This is a genomic window from Oceaniferula flava (assembly GCF_016811075.1).
GTDB classification, from domain to species: Bacteria; Verrucomicrobiota; Verrucomicrobiia; order Verrucomicrobiales; family Akkermansiaceae; genus Oceaniferula; species Oceaniferula flava.
The window spans coordinates 143890-159106 of record NZ_JAFBGL010000006.1; the positions used below are offsets into that span (position 1 = coordinate 143890).

The window sequence follows — 15217 nt, forward strand, 5'->3', positions numbered from 1 at the left end:
CAGCAATCCGTAGACCCGAAGGGTCGGCAGAAACTAGCGCAGGGTGAAACCCCGGGAAACCCAGGCACCCTAATGATCAAGTCCCGGAGGGACGATACAAGGCAGGCCAAGCGTGCAGAGCCCCCTAGCCCCGGCGGATTTCAGACCCCTTAAAGCGCACCATAATGCGGAATACGCGCTTCTCGCGACAGGTGATCTGGCCGGTTTTGAGATCAAATTGATCAGGGATTTCCACTCTGTGGAGATCAACGGAGGCAAAATACCCTCGCTCGGAGAACACATCGATCAACATGGCCAGGGCCTTGGGGTCCTCCAGCAAGGGATCTTCCGAGTTGATCAGCGCCCGACCGGAAATCGCGTGCGGCTTGACGATGGGGATCACCTTATTCTCGATGAATTTTACCACATCATCGAACAAGTTCGGGTGCTCGAGACGGTAGCGATCGATCCGATACACCAGGTCGCGGCGTGCGTGTTTGACGATTTGCGCTGCCTCCGGGAGATTGCGCAGGACGTCGTAGGTGCGGGGGTCCAGCTCCAGCGAGCTCTGATACTCCAGCTCCTTGAGAATTTTCTGCTGCACCTCATCGAGTGGCAACTGGGCGTTGATGAAGTGGTAGTGGAAGATTTGTTTCAGCGACAGCAGCGCATCGTAGGTCTTCTCCTTGAACGTGCGGTAGCGGCCACGGGCGAGATCGATATTGGTATCGGTGGGGCGCTCTTCCAGCAGCTCTCCACTGCCGGTTCGCTTGACCTCTTCATTGTGCGCGATGATTTCACGACCGCGCTTGAGCTGGCGGGCGATGCTTTCCGCCTCGTCGACGAAGAGCACCATGATGTGGTAAATCGGTTGCTTGAAATGCACTTTCAGCGGCGAGTCCTGGTAGGCGCGGCGCAGGCTGACCATTTTATCGTAGAGCATTTTGATGCATTCCACCTGCACGGTGGTGCGCGGGAAGCCATCGAGCACAACACCCTCGCGGTAAATGGGGTCGAGCATCTTGCGGAAAAGGATATCCACCACCTCGCGGTCGCCCACCATGTTACCGCCGGCCTTGAGGGCCTCCATTTCCGGAGTGTCCAGTAGTGAGCTGACCACGATCGGTGGGGCGATGATGTCGCGCACCTTGCAAATGTAGGCGGTGTTCGTGCCCTTACCGGATCCGGGTGCACCACCCAGCAGGATGATCTCCTTGGGGAAGCGCATGTTGTCACGGCCACGCTCGGTCTCCAGCTCGTCCCAGACGGAGTTGAAGATCAGTTGCGCGTCCTTGACTTCAAGGTCGGGCGTTTTTTTCGGGTCAGAATCACGAGTGCTCACGGACTTGTGGGTATAGAAGGATGGTTAGGGAGTCGAGTATTTAGGCGGGGAATCGTGCAGCAGCTCAGGCGAGCGCCTTGGTCAGCAGCTCGGCCGCCTCTGGCGAGTAATCAAGTTCCTGCGCCGCCTCGTGACCGCGCGGGCTCATCTTCGCCCAGGTTTTCTGCACGATGCGGATCATTTTTTCTTCCTCGGTGTCGGCGATGAGGTCGTCGAACTGGTGCTCGAGAAAGACCAGGCAGAGTGCGTCCTCGAGCGTTTGACAATCGGCATCCGTTTTCAGGTTTTTCTTCTGATTGAGCGATTGCACCCGCTCAATGACCTCTTCCGGGTAACCGACCTCACGGAGAATGGCCGCGGACGTTTCCGCGTGGAATTTCTGCAAGCCCTTCCGCCACTTGAGGTAGCCGGTGCGCCCCATCGGCTGGGTGTCGCGCGGCACTTCCCAGCGGCGGATGTGCTGGCAGCGGGACGCCAGCTGCAGTGCTTCGCTGGCGTCTGGATCGAGATCCATGACCGCCTCGGTCAGGCGCTCGGCAAAAACAAGCTCCTTCGGTCGCTGTTCGCCATCGACGATGATGGAGTTGGGGTCTTGGGCGTTAGCTCGATCAAATAATTCAAAAGCGCGGGCTAGCTGGTCGTTCATGACGCCAAGCTGAGGCCTGGGACACGATCGGGCAATGCTGATCTTTGCCAGCATGTGGAGCGATTACAATCGGTCGGAGCTTTTCTTGGCCAGGTGTTCTTCGGGTGTCTCGCGCCACATCAGCAGGCCACGGAAGAAATCGCCGAGTTTTTTCGACCCGGTGTGTGACTCCCTCTGGATTTCCAGCACCGCCTGCTCGTAGGTGTCGCTGTCTTCGATGCTTTTACGAATCCCCGGCATCCGCTCTTTGAGCTCGGAGTTGAGTTCATTCACGAGGTCGTCGCTGTCGTGGCGAATGGCTTCGAGCTTGCCGCGCAGCAGTCGGCGCGTGCGACGCAGGCCAATGGTTAGCTGGGACAGCTCGACGACATCATCGTCGTTGGGGTATTTTCCGCTGAGGTTTTCAATGCGATCGGAAATCTCTTTTTCCAGACGTTCCAGGCGTTCGTCGTAGTTCACGAGTTTCTGGTCGAAGTTGTTTTCCAGATCTTCGCAGAGGTGAATGAGGTCTTCTTTCATAGTAGGGTAATCTCACACAGATATGGGACTCCAGCAAGTGACGAGTTGTTGAAATCCTGAGCATGCTTGACAGCGTCAGTAATTCAACTTCCAGTGAGGCCGCCATGACCGATGCCCCATTGCTTGAAATCCTCCACACCGACGATGCCTTTGTGGTGGTGAACAAAGTCAGTGGCATGCTCTCCGTGCCGGGCAGGGGGCCGGATAAGATCGACAGTGTGACCCACCGAGTGAAGCAGATGTTTCCCGGCTGCATCGAACAACCGGCGGCGCACCGACTGGACATGGACACCTCCGGGCTGATGGTGGTGTCACGGACCGCCGAGGCGCACCGGGAGCTTTCGCGCCAGTTCCAGCAGCGCGAGACCGAGAAACTCTATCATGCGTTGTTAGAAGGAGTCTTGGAGAAGGAATGCGGCACCATCGAGCTTCCCTTCCGGCTGGATGTGGAGAATCGGCCGTTTCAAATTTACGATGAAGTGCACGGCAAAATGGGCACGACCCACTGGCGGAAAATCGCTGTCGAAGGCGGCTTCACACGGGTGGCCTTCAGCCCGGTGACCGGTAGGACCCACCAACTGCGCCTGCACGCCGCGCATGAAAAAGGCCTGGGGATCCCGATCGTGGGCGATCCTTTTTACGGCAGCGGCACAGGGCCGGGGCAGATGAAGCTCCACGCCTGTGAGCTCAGCTTCACTCATCCGGTGAGTGGCGAGCGGGTGACATTTTTTTCCCAGCCTGATTTTTGATGTTGCCAAGTGCGGATCACTTTACTAATTAACGCCCGTGCCGCACGACGTGAGGCCACAACAAGCGGGTATAGCTTAATGGTAAAGCTCCAGCCTTCCAAGCTGATCATGCGAGTTCGATTCTCGCTACCCGCTCCATTTAACACCCTTCGCGGGTGTTTTTTTGTGCCTGGTGACTGGGGTTGCCAGTGACGCTGTTCGTCATCCGGTAGGGCGGCATGGCCTCATGCCGCCGGACGGCGCCGTTGATGTCTCGGTCTGGAAAAATCGACCCCGAAGCCACTGACCCCTTTATCGTGAAACCAAGGTGGATGGCTTCGATCCGATTGCTTTGGCAAAGCAACCCTACCGACTGCGCTGGTGAGACATGCGTTATTGGTTCGGAATCGTCTGCGTTCCTTCAGGGTGACCAGAGAGAAGCTATGAAGAAGTGTGGCGGTGAGGCTGATTGTTAGTTGGTAGGGCGGCATGGCCTCATGCCGCCGGACGGCACCGTTGATGTCTAGGTCTGGAAAATCGACCCCGAAGCCACTGCTCCCTTCATCGTGAGGCCAAGGTGGATGGCTTCGATCCGGTTGCTTTGGCAAAGCAACCCTACCGACTGCGCTGGTGAGACATGCGTTATTGGTTCGGAATTGTCTGCGACCCATCAGGGTGATCAGGGAGAAGCGATGAACAAGTGTGGCGGTGAGGCTGATTGTTAGTTGGTAGGGCGGCATGGCCTCATGCCGCCGGACGGTGCCATTGGCGTCTGGGTCTGGAAAAATCGACCCCGAAGCCACTGCTCCCTTCATCGTGAGGCCGAGGTGGATGGCTTCGATCCGGTTACTTTGGCAAAGCAACCCTACCGGCCGGCATGACTGTCATGCCGACTTTTGCCGCAAGGGGATCGAGCAGACGAGGGCGATGACAATTAGGGCGGCGCTGGTCCAGAGACAGGCAGAGAGGCCTCCAACGAGAAACATCACCCCGGAAAGCAAGGTGCCGAGCAGCCTGCCCCAAGCATTTCCCATGTAGTAAAAGCCCACATTGAGCGCGACCTGATCGTCGTCGGTGAAGTTGAGGATTAGGTAGGAATGCACCGCCGAGTTAACCGCGAAGACGATGCCAAACAAGCCCAGCCCGGTGAGCAGGGATGCGACCGGGTGGAACTCGAACACCATCGCCACTGCCAGTGCCGCCGTGGTAGCGGCTAGAATGCCGGCCCAGGTGATGGCGGCTTGGTTAGGATCGGATTTCCTCACCAACTTGGGCGCTGCCGCCTGAACAAAACCGTAGCCGATGACCCAGGCGGCCATGAAGGAGCCGACCTGATTAAAACTCCAGCCCAGACTCTCTTTGAGAAAAACCGGCAGGGCAACGACGAACCAAACGTCACGCGAGGCAAAGAGAAACAGTCGCGCCGCCGAGAGCCAGTTGATCTCGCGGCTCTTGGAAAACAGCTGATTGAACTTCACCTTCTGCTTGGTTTTCCCCATGTCTTCTTTGAGTGTCAGCAACGCGGCGATGAGCACGATGGCCAAACCTCCAGCCATCGCCCACAGCGCGCCGTCGAAACCAAGCCAGGTCAGCAGCACGCCACCTAACAGGAAGCCAACCCCCTTCAGGGCATTTTTTGAACCGGTAAGAATCGAGACCCACTTGAACAAGGCGCCCGATTGATCGGCCACCAGCAGTTTCACCGCACTTTTCGAGCTCATCTTGGTGAGGTCCTTGGCGATGCCTGAGAGTGCCTGGGAGGCCATCACGTAGCTCACCGAGACCGCGGTGGCCCAGCCGGGGTTCATCAGCGAGAGCATGACCAGCGCGATGACTTGTAGCGTCAGCCCTGCATAAAGGGTGAACTTCAGCCCGGTGCGTGAGCCCAGCCAACCTCCTAACAAGTTTGTTAAAACTCCGCAAAATTCGTAGAGCAAAAACAGGAAGGCAAGACTGACCGGCGAGTAGCCGAGCGCATGGAAGTGCAGCAGCACTAGCATGCGCAGCGCGCCGTCCGTGAGGGTGAATCCCCAGTAGGAGGCGGTGACGATGGCGTAGCTTTTTTTGTTCATTATTTTGGACCGCGAATCTGACGAATCACGCGAATTTACGAAGGTTGATTATTCAGTTGAGAACCACAGAATGAACGGAATAAACGGAAGCTGTTATAGCGTGTTCCGATGATTCAGTGTGTTCCGTGGTGGGTATCTGTTTCATTGTGCTCAGGAAAAATTCGCACCATTCGCTAGATACGCGCTTAGATCGAACGAGCCACCATGGCGGTCAGTTCCATCATGCGGTTGGCGTAGCCGACTTCGTTGTCATACCAGACGAGGATTTTCACCTGGGTGCCGTTGGTGACCATGGTGCTGGGGGCATCGACGATGCCGGAGCGGACGTCGTTGGTGTAATCGGCGGAGACCAGTGGCTTTTCCTCGTAGCCGAGGATGCCTTGCAGTTCGTTCTCGGACGCGGCCTTGAGCAAGGCGTTGACTTCCTCGACGCTGGTGGCTTTTTCCATCTCGAAAACACAGTCGGTGAGCGAGGCGTTCAGCAGTGGCACGCGCACGGCAACTCCATCCAGCTTTCCTTTCAGCTCCGGATAGATCATGGTAATCGCGGTCGCCGAGCCGGTGGTGGTGGGGATCAGCGAGTTGACGCAGGAACGGGCGCGGCGCAGATCCTTGTGGGGGGCGTCGACAATGGTCTGCGTGTTAGTCAAATCGTGCATGGTGGTGATCATGCCGTGTTTGATGCCAATTTTTTCCTGCATCACTTTCACCACCGGAGCTAGGCAGTTGGTGGTGCAGGAGGCGGCGGTGAGGATGTTGTGCACGGCCGGGTTGTAGAGATGGTCATTGCAGCCCATGACGACGTTCAGCGCGCCCTGTTTCACCGGGGCGGCGACGATGACTTTCTTGACTCCGGCGTCAAAGTAAGGTTGCAGCGTTTCGGGGGATTTATGCACTCCGGTGCTGTCGATGACGATGTCCACGCCCTCGAGGTCCATCTCGGCGGGCGTCTTGGCATTGCCGTAGCGAACCTCTCGGCCGTCGATGCTGATGCTGTCCTCGCCAAAACCGATCTCGCGGTCCCAGCGACCGTGCACCGTGTCGTATTCTAACAAATGGGCGGCGGTTTCTGGTCCGCCATGAAGTTCGTTGATGTGGCTGATGGTGTAGGCGTCGTTGTCCCAGCCGGCACGAAAGCCGAGCCGACCCATGCGGCCGAATCCGTTGATTGCGATGTTCATTGTTTCAGTGGTTGTTGGATGAAGGTGAAAATTTCGGAGGCTAACAGCATCCTTGATTGGGTGAGCAGAGTTCGGGTTTTCCCTGGCAGCAGTCTTCGGTGAGGAAGCTCATCAGCGAGCTCATTCCGGTGACATTCAGGCTATAAATGATCGAGCGGCCCTGGCGTTCGGAGTTGATCAGTCCGGCGTGGCTGAGTTCCTTGAGGTGAAACGAGAGGGTGGGCTTGGGGATGCCGAGCTGCTTGGAAAGGTCGCCGGCACAGAGGCCGTCGTCGCCACGAGTGACCAGTAGCCGGAAGACTTCCAGACGAGATGGCTGGGCGAGGGCTGACAATGCGACCGCGGCTTCTTTAAGTTCCATGGTTATGGAAATATCAAACAATAAGCCGACGGTCAACCGAAGATCATGTGAATCAATCGTCACAAAAGGAGTCGGTGAGCTTGTGATCGAGGCTTTCTCCTGGCGATCGACGCAAAACACCCCGTCACCTGAGGAGAGGTGACGGGGTGGTAAAGAAGGGTCAGGAGTTCGTCGGCAATCGACTATTTCTTAGTCTTGCTGTCTGGTTTTTCGTCCGTAGCACGGTCGGGCACGAATTTCAGCACGATGCCGTTGATGCAGTAACGTTTGTCGGTGGGGGTGTTGAATCCCTCTCCGCTGAAGACGTGGCCGAGGTGGGCGTCGCAGACATTGCAGCGAACTTCCAGACGCATGCCGTCGGGATCCATCAGGGTTTTGACGTTCTTGGCATTGGCCGGATCATAGAATGATGGCCAGCCGCAGCGGGCGTCGAATTTCTCCTTGGAGGAAAACAGCTTGGCGTTGCAAGCGACGCAGTAGTAGGTGCCGCTGCCTTGTTTTTTGAATTGCTGATAAACCTCGCCATTGGGCATCTCGGTGCCTGATTGACGGGCGACGCGGTATTGCTCCGGTGTCAGTTCCTTTTTCCAATCGGCATCGGACTTAGTGACTTTTTTCTCAGGCTGGGCGGGTGGTTCTTCGGATGTGGACATGGGTTTCTTGGGGTCGGCTGCCAGGCTGTGGAAGGCGATTCCCGCACTGAATATCAGTAGGAAAAGGCGGCGGATGAGTGGAGCGGTCGATTTCATAATGTGGCTTGTTGGATTTGAAACGTAAGAGCCGCAGGTGTGGCAAATTATTCCATCGCAGTGCTGGGATGTCAACCGAGGTGGATGTCGGACGATGCCAAAGGGGTGAGGTTTTGTCCAAATGTGGTGTTAGAAAAATGTTGTCGTGGGTGGCTTTGTTTGATCATGCTGTGTTGCATGAAATGGCTCGTAATATGGTGTCTTTTAATCGCTCCGCTGAGTGCGGCAAACATCCCCGATGGCGCCTGGAATGGCAAACTGTGGGATCGGAACGAGTTGTTAGCCGGGGTGCAAAAACAAGATCCTGATGCCTTGGCCGAGTGGGCCTACTGCGCGCGCAGGAGCTTGCTACAGCTACCCTACGACGCCAAGTTGATCTATCAACGGGCGAAACAGGCGGCACAGGCGGGCTCGCTGGTGGGCATGCGTTTGGAGGCAAAATGTCAGTATTTGGGCACTGGCATCAAGCAGGACGAGGCGGCGGCGATGAAGAAGTGGGAGCGATTGGTTGAGCTTGGGATGGCGGACGCCATGGTTGATGTGGCAACGTACAGTCCCACTGAGGATGCTACAAAATGTGCAGAGATCGAAAAGCTTCTCGATCAAGCGGATGCTAAAGGTGCCATCAGGGCATTGGGAGCCAGGGCAAATTTGTTGTTGGAGGACGATTATGCGAAAATGGATCGGCGTGAGAGCTACCGTTACCGTGTCAAGGCCTTCAGGGCGTCGAGAGATGTCTTCAGTGCAATGTCAATTTCCTACCTCCATCACTCGGGAGAAAGCCGCGGCTATGAAGCAATCTTGACTCCCAAGCTCATTGCCGAGGCTAGAGCGATGCTGCAAGAGGGAGTTGAGCTAAATCATCCTAACGCGATGTTTCGCCGCAGTTGGGAAGAGCTAGAGCTTCCCGGAGGAGACAAGCATAAGGGCGTGATGTTACAAGTTCGTGCCGCCAATCTAGGAAACCTTGATGCAGTGAGGGTTCTGACTAAATGGATGGGTTATGGGTATAGGGATTATCATGAGGGGAAGAGGCGAACATTAGTTAAAAGCAATGTGCCAACGGCACGCCGAGCTGCGAGGTATGCCTACGATGCCGGCATCCGTGAAAATCGGGTTGTATACACCTATGCGACCCAGATGGCTCGTGGGGGTAAGAAAAACCACCCCTTGGCGGAGAAATTGTTAAAGGGGCTGATAGCAAATGGTTTCTACGTCGCTCATGACGAACTTGGCCTCTTGCGAGTGGACAGATACATCCACAAAAGAGCACCCAAGGCGGAAGCTGATCTCGGTTTTGCCAACCTTTACTATCTCTCCAATCGTTCGAGTGATGCGCTCTATTATGTGTTTTGGCTTTGTGCGGAGGATGAAAAATACCCTTGTTATGATCTCGTGCGTGGGGCGGCCGCGGCGCAGTGCTATTTGAAAAATTATCGGAAGAGCGAGAACCAATGGGTGATCGATTACGCTGAAAAGCTCGTTAAGAAGGCCGAGCAATTCTCTGAAAAGGAGAGCAAGGAATACCGACGATTGGTCGAGCTGGGATATCCCATGTCTGAAAAATACCGCCGCGAGGCCTTTGAGATGCTCAAAAAAGCAGGGGACATTCCAGCCGATGCCCGTTTTGCCGAATAAACACATAGTATTTGATGATGAAAAATTTATCCTTCCAGATTGTTGCCTGCGTGATGGTATTGAGCACTCAGTTGCTAGCGAATCCGAAATCGGCCCCCAAACAGATTCCTAATGTGGCCAAGGTGGCGTCCCTACTCCTGGCTGGCAAAGAGTTCAGTGCGAGTGAGCAAAAGTTGTTTGCACTGACTTCTCTCAAACATGCAAAGGAACTGAAAGAGGCGCTGGTGCTGGCCAAGTTCTCTGGTGACGATAATCAGTATGCCAGTGCCAAGAGGGCGCTTGAAAAGGTCAAGGAGATCGGAGAGTCGCAGTCGGCATCTGCAGTTCACGGTGCCACGATTACCTGGTATCTTTTTTTCCAAAAAGACAAGATCAGCTCCATTCCGATGATCGATCGTGTGCAAAAAGGCAGTCCGGCGGATCGTGCCGGCCTACTTCCGGGTGATGTCGTTGACGTCTGTGCCGGTATTCGGCTAGCCTCGGAGAACTCACGGAACCGGTTCGCTCAGTTGCTGGCGCAGTGGCCAGAGTCGATCCCTCTTGAGCTGAAAGTGCGACGATCCGAGCAAGCCGCCAGCTGGAGCTCGATGATGAAACGCACCCGGAAAACCCTGGTCATGTTTGCCAAGCCGTAGCCGGCATCACCCCGCCAGGCCGATGGGGAAGAAGATGTTCATCAGCATGGTCAGGAAGAAGTTGAAAATCAGAATGGCCAGCGAGGAAAAGACCATTGCCCGTGTGGTGCCCTGGCCGACGCCTACGGCACCGTGCGAGGCCTTGAGTCCCTGATGACAGGAGATCAGCACGATCAGCACGCCGAAGACGGAGCCCTTGATCAGTGCGATGTAAATGTCGGCCAGATCGGTGTGCTCCCGCGTGTGCAGCGACCACCATGCCTCGGACACACCGAAGGTTTGGGTGCCCACCACCCAGCTGGCAGCAATGCCGAAAGCGGCGGCCTCGGTGATCAGAAGGGGCACCGAAACGATCATGGCAATCAGGCGCGGGGTGACCAGGTAATCGATCGGGTGCACGCTCATCGAGCGCAGGGCGTCAATCTGCTCGGTGACTTTCATGGTGCCGATCTCTGCTGACATCGATGCTCCGACCCGCCCGGCGAGCATGATGCCGGTCAGGGTGGGGCCGAGCTCGCGCAACATGCCCACACTGACCAGGGCGCCGCCCATAGACTCCATTTTTAATCCGCTAAGCTGAAACAGCCCCTGCGCCGCCAGCACGGCACCCACAAATGCTCCGGTGATGATGACCACCGGCTGCGATCTGAATCCGATCTCCACCAGCTGATCGATCATCAGGCGCCAACGTTGTTTTCCTAACAGCAAGGATTCGATGATCTGCCGAGTCAACTCGGCAAGCTCGCCCAGGTAATTGATAAAACCTAACAGTGGTCGGCCAATGGCAGCAAGCATGCCTGCAAACTAGTGCCAAGCTAGGCACAAGCCAACATGAAAAATACCGAGCCGTTGATCAGTCGGATCTCGCCGCTGGCATGCACGACATGGTGGTAAAATGCAACCTCCAGAAAAGTGATGACCGTGCATTTTGCATCATTTGAGCACGTAGGCGACCAGTGATCACTCGGGGGTGGAAGATCGAAACTCTTTGATTTTACAGGACATTCAAGAGTTGTTCTGGATCTCAACACTGCCTTGGTATGTCGCCTGCAAAGAGGGTGGGGTATGACGACCATGACCCAAGAACTGAGAGAAAAGCTAATCGATCTGCTGCAGACGGCCTATTCAGCCGAGCTGGAAACGGCGGAAAATTACCTCAGCTGGTCGGTCAATCTTGATGGGCTGCATGCCCAGACAATCAAGGAGATGCTGGCGAAAGATGTGCAGGTTGAACTCGCTCATGCCCGCCTGCTCGCCGAACGCATTTACGTCCTCGGCGGTGTGGTTCCCGGCAGCATGCAGCTGAACAAGAACCAACGCTACTTGCAGCCGTCGCAGGAGCAATCCGGCATCGATTATGTGGTGCGCGGCGTGGTGACCGCCGAAGAGTCTGCCATTCAACACTACCGTCTGCTCGCGGAAATGGCCGAAGGTGCTGACCCGGCGACCCAGGACCTGGCGGTGAGATTGTTAGCTGATGAAGAAATGCACCGCCGCGAATTCACCGGCATCCTGCGTGAGATCGAAGACCGCGAGGTGGCTGCCGGAAGAATGTCTGAGGAGGAGAAGCATTGCCTCACCTATTAACTCAATTTGTATAACTCACCGTCCTTTCGAGTATCTAACGATTACGCCTAACTCATTCATGTTTCACTTTGCTGTGACTAGTCTCGTGTTCGCCTACATCGCCGCCGTCCTTGGGTTTGGGGGCTTGGCCGGGTCGGCTATGGGGACAGCTCAAATCAGCTTCTTTGTCTTTCTCGCTCTCTTTCTCCTGTCAGCTCTCGGTCATGTCGCCAGAGGCTCCCGCTAGAAAGTCTCCCAACCACTTTTCGTTACACAACACACACACACCACACACAAAACGAACACGCGGCTGGCACATAGATTGCCGTGCCAGCCGCGACCCTTTTCCTAACAATTAGCCCCCGCTACCATGTCCGAAGCCCAAGAAGTTATCATGAAGTCCCTGACCAGTATTTGGCAGGGAACCTTGGAGCGTGTCCCGTTTCTGGTGGGTGCGGTCTTCGTGCTTATCCTCACCTGGTTTGTCGCCTCAATGGTGAGCAAGGTGATGAACTCGACACTGGGGAAGTTTTCTTTTCGCGACTCCTTGGTGCAATTGCTGGCACGTTTGGCTAAAACGGGAGTCTGGATCATCGGTATCGTTGCTGCGGCGATGGTGGTTTTCCCCGGCTTAACTCCCTCGAAGGCTCTCGGCGCTGCCGGTTTGGTTTCAGTGGCGGTGGGTCTGGCCTTCAAAGATATCTTCCAGAACTTCTTCGCCGGCGTGATGCTGCTGTGGAAGTTCCCTTTCGAGGAAGGCGATATGATCGAGTGTGGTGACATTGCAGGTCGGGTAAAAAGCATCGAACTGCGCCATACCCAAATCCGCGACACTTCAGGCGAACTGATCATCGTGCCCAATTCAAAGCTGGTGACTGAACCAGTCGAGGTGCTGACTTACGACAAGCTGCGCCGGGTGGAAATGACGGTGGGCGTTTCCTACGATACCGACGTTGCTGAGGCTCAGTCGGTGATTTTGAAAACGGTGGAGGGCCTAGAACAGCTCGACCATAACCAGCCGGTCAAGGTGTTACCGACGGAATTTGGCAGCAGCAGCATCGATTTCGAGGTGCTCTTCTGGGCTGGTTCCTCGCCCATGCAGCAGCGCGAAGCGAAGGCAGAAGCGGTGTTGAAGATCAAAAAAGCGCTCGATGACGCCGGTATTGAAATCCCGTTCCCATACAGAACGCTAACCTTTAAGGAGCCGCTCACCACGCAGCCTTACCAGTCGTGCAACTCCGACGAAGAAACGGAAGAATTATGCGATGACGTGGCCTAATCCATCTCTCGAGCAGGCTACTTTAACTGCCATGGACTTGGCATGGATGCCGGACTTTGATCCATCCAGCGTAGTGCGGAATCTAAGCATCATGGGCATCGCCTACCTACTCTCTCTACCGATTGGCTGGGACCGGGAAAAGGCAGCACGTTCAGCCGGTGTGCGCACCTTCCCCTTGGTGGCCGTCTCCTCATGCGCCTTTGTGCTGATGGCTGTGGGGGTGGATTCCTCGGGGAGTAATGAAGTTTTTTCGCGTGCCTACAATGGGGTTATCACAGGTCTCGGATTCCTCGGGGGCGGGGTGATTTTGAAACAATCGAAAAAAGTCCACGGCATGACCACGGCGGCGGCTATCTGGCTGACTGGGGCACTCGGTATGGCCTGCGCTCTTGAGCGCTACGAAAATGCCGTCGCTCTCGCAGCTGTCTGTTTCTTCTCGCTGCGCTACGGCAAGGTTGTGAAGCCGGAGAGCGACTGGGATGAGGGCTCGAATGAGAAATCTGACCAGGATGCGGATAAAGATGAGGGCTCCGATCGCTAAGTCGATCTGGATCAAGCGTCAGGGCACAAAAAACCCACGGCACTTTGCAGTGACGTGGGTTGATGTTAACTGATTCAGTAGGAAACCTTAGAGGGAACCTTTGAGGCTGGAAGAAGCCTTGAAACCAACGGTCTTGGAGGCCTTGATTTTCATGGCTTCGCCAGTTTTAGGGTTGCGGCCCATGCGAGCTGCACGCTTCTTGACTTCAAAAGTGCCAAAGCCAATGAGTTGGACTTTGCCGTCTTTCTTCACACCCTTGGCGATGCAGTCGAGAACGGCTGCAAGTGATTCTTCTGCACAACGTTTGGTTGCGTCTTTACCAAGGGATTTCTGAATTGCTTCGACGAGTTCGGATTTGTTCATAACGATGTTTTTTTCGCACTGGGCATTCATTCTGTAAAGTTAAATAATCGTCTATTTTCCTTCGCTGGGGCTTGACTTGCGGCGTTTTTTTGCTTCGCGAAGAAGGGATATGATGACGCGCAAATGCCCATGGTTACGATATATATAATTGTTAGATTCTGTTAGGTGTGAAGAGTTGCCTCTACTTTGGCGGGTTGACGCTGGTGAAGATATGTGAGCAAAATGCAGAAATGAGTGAGGATACCCTGTCCGATGTCTCGCGGATGATACAAACAGCGGCCAGGTCTGTTAGGTCGATCGCGCCGGCGATGCCGCAGCGCGATGAGATGGCTAGCGAGCTCGCTGATGCCGCCGCGGCGGAGGCTCGTGGCTACTTTCTCCCGGACGAAGACGAGCGGATCCGCGCTGTGTTCTCACGCTATCTAACAGTGCGCGCCGCATTGTTGGAAACGGTGGATTCGATCCAGCCGATCTTCGATCGTTTGGGAGAGTTGTCGGACGATGCGGAGCTGGTCTGGGAAAAGCGACTGCAGGCATTTGTGGTGGGGTTCGCGGCGGCCACGATGCTGGTGCGCTCGGCAAAGTTCATTGTCGATCTGGCAGCGGAGCGTCCGGTGGTGTGGAAGAAGCTCGATGAGCCGGAACCACGCTTCGGCATACCGGTGAAGAGCTACACGCGGATTTACAAGAACCTGGTGGCGTCCAGAAGGATGTGGCGTTTTCACGAGGCGCTGATGTTTTACGAAGTGCACCGCGAGGATATTGCCGTCCATGAGGCCGACCCGGTGATCGGGGAGCTGGTGGCTGTGCTTAAAATTGAGGAGCCATTTTTACAATACCGCAAGCGCGACTACTTGAAGCGGAAGTGGGATTACCGACTGCACTCGTTCAAACGCCGTCACGTGTCCGGATACAAGAAAGTGATGTTCCACCTGCTCAAGCTCAGTGGCAGTGCGGTGGCCGAGCTGCGGCAGCCCTTTGGTGTCTTGGCGGCCGATGCGCCTCAGCGGTCGCCGGGTCAGCTGAAACGGGTGACCGCCGAGGTAATGGCAACCATTTCCGCGCTGTTGCGTCCCGGCGATGTCTTTGTCACCCGTCACGACGATGCTCTCAGCAACCTCTTCCTGCCGGGATTTTGGCCCCATGCGGCACTTTATATAGGCAGTGCCGAGGAGCGGGGCTTACTCGGAGTGCCGACCCCTGCGGACGATTCCCGCTGTCTGGAGCTGGTCCGCTTTTTAGAGGCTAAAAAAGACGGAGTGCTCTTTCGTGCCTTCGAGGATACACTGCAGGTGGACGCCTTCATGGTGCTCAGGCCGAAGCTGGCGCAGGCAGAATGTGCCGAGGCGCTGACCAGGGCGATGAGTCATGAGGGGAAGCTGTATGACTTTGTCTTCGATTTTCGCAAGGCGGATCGACTGGCCTGCACGGAGGTGGTTTATCGGGGCTATCACGGCATCGGTCCGGTCCGTTTCGAGCTACGCCAACACAGCGGTCGATCCTGTCTCTCGGCGGAAGATTTGATCGAGCAGGCGCTGGGGTCTGGGTGTTTCGAAAAAATCGCCGATTACGGGGTGGAGGAGAATATCGTGCGGATATATTAAAACATGGTTTATTT

The 15217-nt window shown here is 55.7% G+C and carries 17 protein-coding genes and 1 tRNA gene; 9 read left to right on the forward strand and 9 right to left on the reverse strand.

The genetic code is table 11. From position 1 onward, the window contains the following. Positions 1-124 precede the first annotated feature (124 nt). The 3 genes from JO972_RS10415 to JO972_RS10425 all read right to left on the reverse strand — a co-directional run bounded on the left by JO972_RS10415 (position 125) and on the right by JO972_RS10425 (position 2486). The gene (locus tag JO972_RS10415; RefSeq protein ID WP_309489984.1) at positions 125-1321 is read right to left on the reverse strand and encodes a nucleoside/nucleotide kinase family protein; all 1197 of its coding nucleotides are present in this window, start codon (positions 1319-1321) and stop codon (positions 125-127) included. A gap of 64 nt (positions 1322-1385) precedes the next feature. Continuing rightward, the gene (locus tag JO972_RS10420) at positions 1386-1967 is read right to left on the reverse strand and encodes a DUF4202 domain-containing protein (RefSeq protein WP_309489985.1); all 582 of its coding nucleotides are present in this window, start codon (positions 1965-1967) and stop codon (positions 1386-1388) included. A gap of 63 nt (positions 1968-2030) precedes the next feature. Beyond that, complete coding sequence (locus tag JO972_RS10425) at positions 2031-2486, reverse strand: hypothetical protein (protein WP_309489986.1); 456 nt, start codon at positions 2484-2486, stop codon at positions 2031-2033. Between the two features lie 62 nt (positions 2487-2548). Between JO972_RS10425 and JO972_RS10430 the strand changes: the two genes are divergently transcribed. Beyond that, positions 2549-3235: an RluA family pseudouridine synthase gene (locus tag JO972_RS10430; protein WP_309489987.1), complete on the forward strand. Its 687-nt coding sequence runs from the start codon at positions 2549-2551 to the stop codon at positions 3233-3235. Positions 3236-3299: 64 nt separating this feature from the next. Continuing rightward, positions 3300-3373: transfer RNA gene (locus tag JO972_RS10435), tRNA-Gly, on the forward strand. Between the two features lie 725 nt (positions 3374-4098). Here JO972_RS10435 and arsJ read toward each other — a convergent pair. The 4 genes from arsJ to msrB all read right to left on the reverse strand — a co-directional run bounded on the left by arsJ (position 4099) and on the right by msrB (position 7577). After that, positions 4099-5286, reverse strand: coding sequence for an organoarsenical effux MFS transporter ArsJ (gene arsJ / locus JO972_RS10440; RefSeq protein ID WP_309489988.1), 1188 nt, complete (start codon positions 5284-5286; stop codon positions 4099-4101). Between the two features lie 185 nt (positions 5287-5471). After that, positions 5472-6467: an ArsJ-associated glyceraldehyde-3-phosphate dehydrogenase gene (locus JO972_RS10445; protein WP_309489989.1), complete on the reverse strand. Its 996-nt coding sequence runs from the start codon at positions 6465-6467 to the stop codon at positions 5472-5474. A gap of 40 nt (positions 6468-6507) precedes the next feature. Then, the gene (locus JO972_RS10450) at positions 6508-6828 is read right to left on the reverse strand and encodes an ArsR/SmtB family transcription factor (protein ID WP_309489990.1); all 321 of its coding nucleotides are present in this window, start codon (positions 6826-6828) and stop codon (positions 6508-6510) included. A gap of 182 nt (positions 6829-7010) precedes the next feature. Beyond that, positions 7011-7577 (reverse strand): peptide-methionine (R)-S-oxide reductase MsrB, encoded by a 567-nt coding sequence (gene msrB, locus JO972_RS10455; protein ID WP_309489991.1) that lies wholly within the window; start codon positions 7575-7577, stop codon positions 7011-7013. A 177-nt stretch (positions 7578-7754) separates the two neighbouring features. Between msrB and JO972_RS10460 the strand changes: the two genes are divergently transcribed. Next, positions 7755-9215: a hypothetical protein gene (locus JO972_RS10460; RefSeq protein WP_309489992.1), complete on the forward strand. Its 1461-nt coding sequence runs from the start codon at positions 7755-7757 to the stop codon at positions 9213-9215. A gap of 14 nt (positions 9216-9229) precedes the next feature. Beyond that, positions 9230-9850: a PDZ domain-containing protein gene (locus JO972_RS10465; protein ID WP_309489993.1), complete on the forward strand. Its 621-nt coding sequence runs from the start codon at positions 9230-9232 to the stop codon at positions 9848-9850. Positions 9851-9856: 6 nt separating this feature from the next. Here JO972_RS10465 and JO972_RS10470 read toward each other — a convergent pair whose 3' ends face one another. Continuing rightward, positions 9857-10645, reverse strand: coding sequence for an MlaE family ABC transporter permease (locus tag JO972_RS10470; protein ID WP_309489994.1), 789 nt, complete (start codon positions 10643-10645; stop codon positions 9857-9859). 279 nt (positions 10646-10924) lie between these two features. On the opposite strand from JO972_RS10470, the gene JO972_RS10475 reads away from it, so the two are divergent. From JO972_RS10475 to JO972_RS10490, 4 genes are all read left to right on the forward strand, one after another. After that, entirely contained in the window at positions 10925-11437 is a 513-nt protein-coding gene (locus JO972_RS10475; RefSeq protein WP_309489995.1) for a ferritin-like domain-containing protein, read from the forward strand. A gap of 58 nt (positions 11438-11495) precedes the next feature. Then, positions 11496-11663, forward strand: coding sequence for a DUF1328 domain-containing protein (locus JO972_RS10480; RefSeq protein ID WP_309489996.1), 168 nt, complete (start codon positions 11496-11498; stop codon positions 11661-11663). Between the two features lie 123 nt (positions 11664-11786). Beyond that, positions 11787-12695 carry a mechanosensitive ion channel family protein gene (locus JO972_RS10485; protein ID WP_309489997.1) on the forward strand — a complete coding sequence of 303 codons (909 nt, stop codon included), beginning with the start codon at positions 11787-11789 and terminating at the stop codon, positions 12693-12695. Between the two features lie 31 nt (positions 12696-12726). Beyond that, the gene (locus JO972_RS10490) at positions 12727-13236 is read left to right on the forward strand and encodes an MgtC/SapB family protein (RefSeq protein WP_309489998.1); all 510 of its coding nucleotides are present in this window, start codon (positions 12727-12729) and stop codon (positions 13234-13236) included. An 87-nt stretch (positions 13237-13323) separates the two neighbouring features. Here the strand turns inward: JO972_RS10490 and JO972_RS10495 are convergent, their stop codons facing one another. After that, positions 13324-13599 carry an HU family DNA-binding protein gene (locus JO972_RS10495; protein ID WP_309489999.1) on the reverse strand — a complete coding sequence of 92 codons (276 nt, stop codon included), beginning with the start codon at positions 13597-13599 and terminating at the stop codon, positions 13324-13326. Between the two features lie 230 nt (positions 13600-13829). Between JO972_RS10495 and JO972_RS10500 the strand changes: the two genes are divergently transcribed. Continuing rightward, positions 13830-15203 (forward strand): YiiX/YebB-like N1pC/P60 family cysteine hydrolase, encoded by a 1374-nt coding sequence (locus tag JO972_RS10500; RefSeq protein WP_309490000.1) that lies wholly within the window; start codon positions 13830-13832, stop codon positions 15201-15203. The last annotated feature ends 14 nt before the right edge of the window (positions 15204-15217 follow it).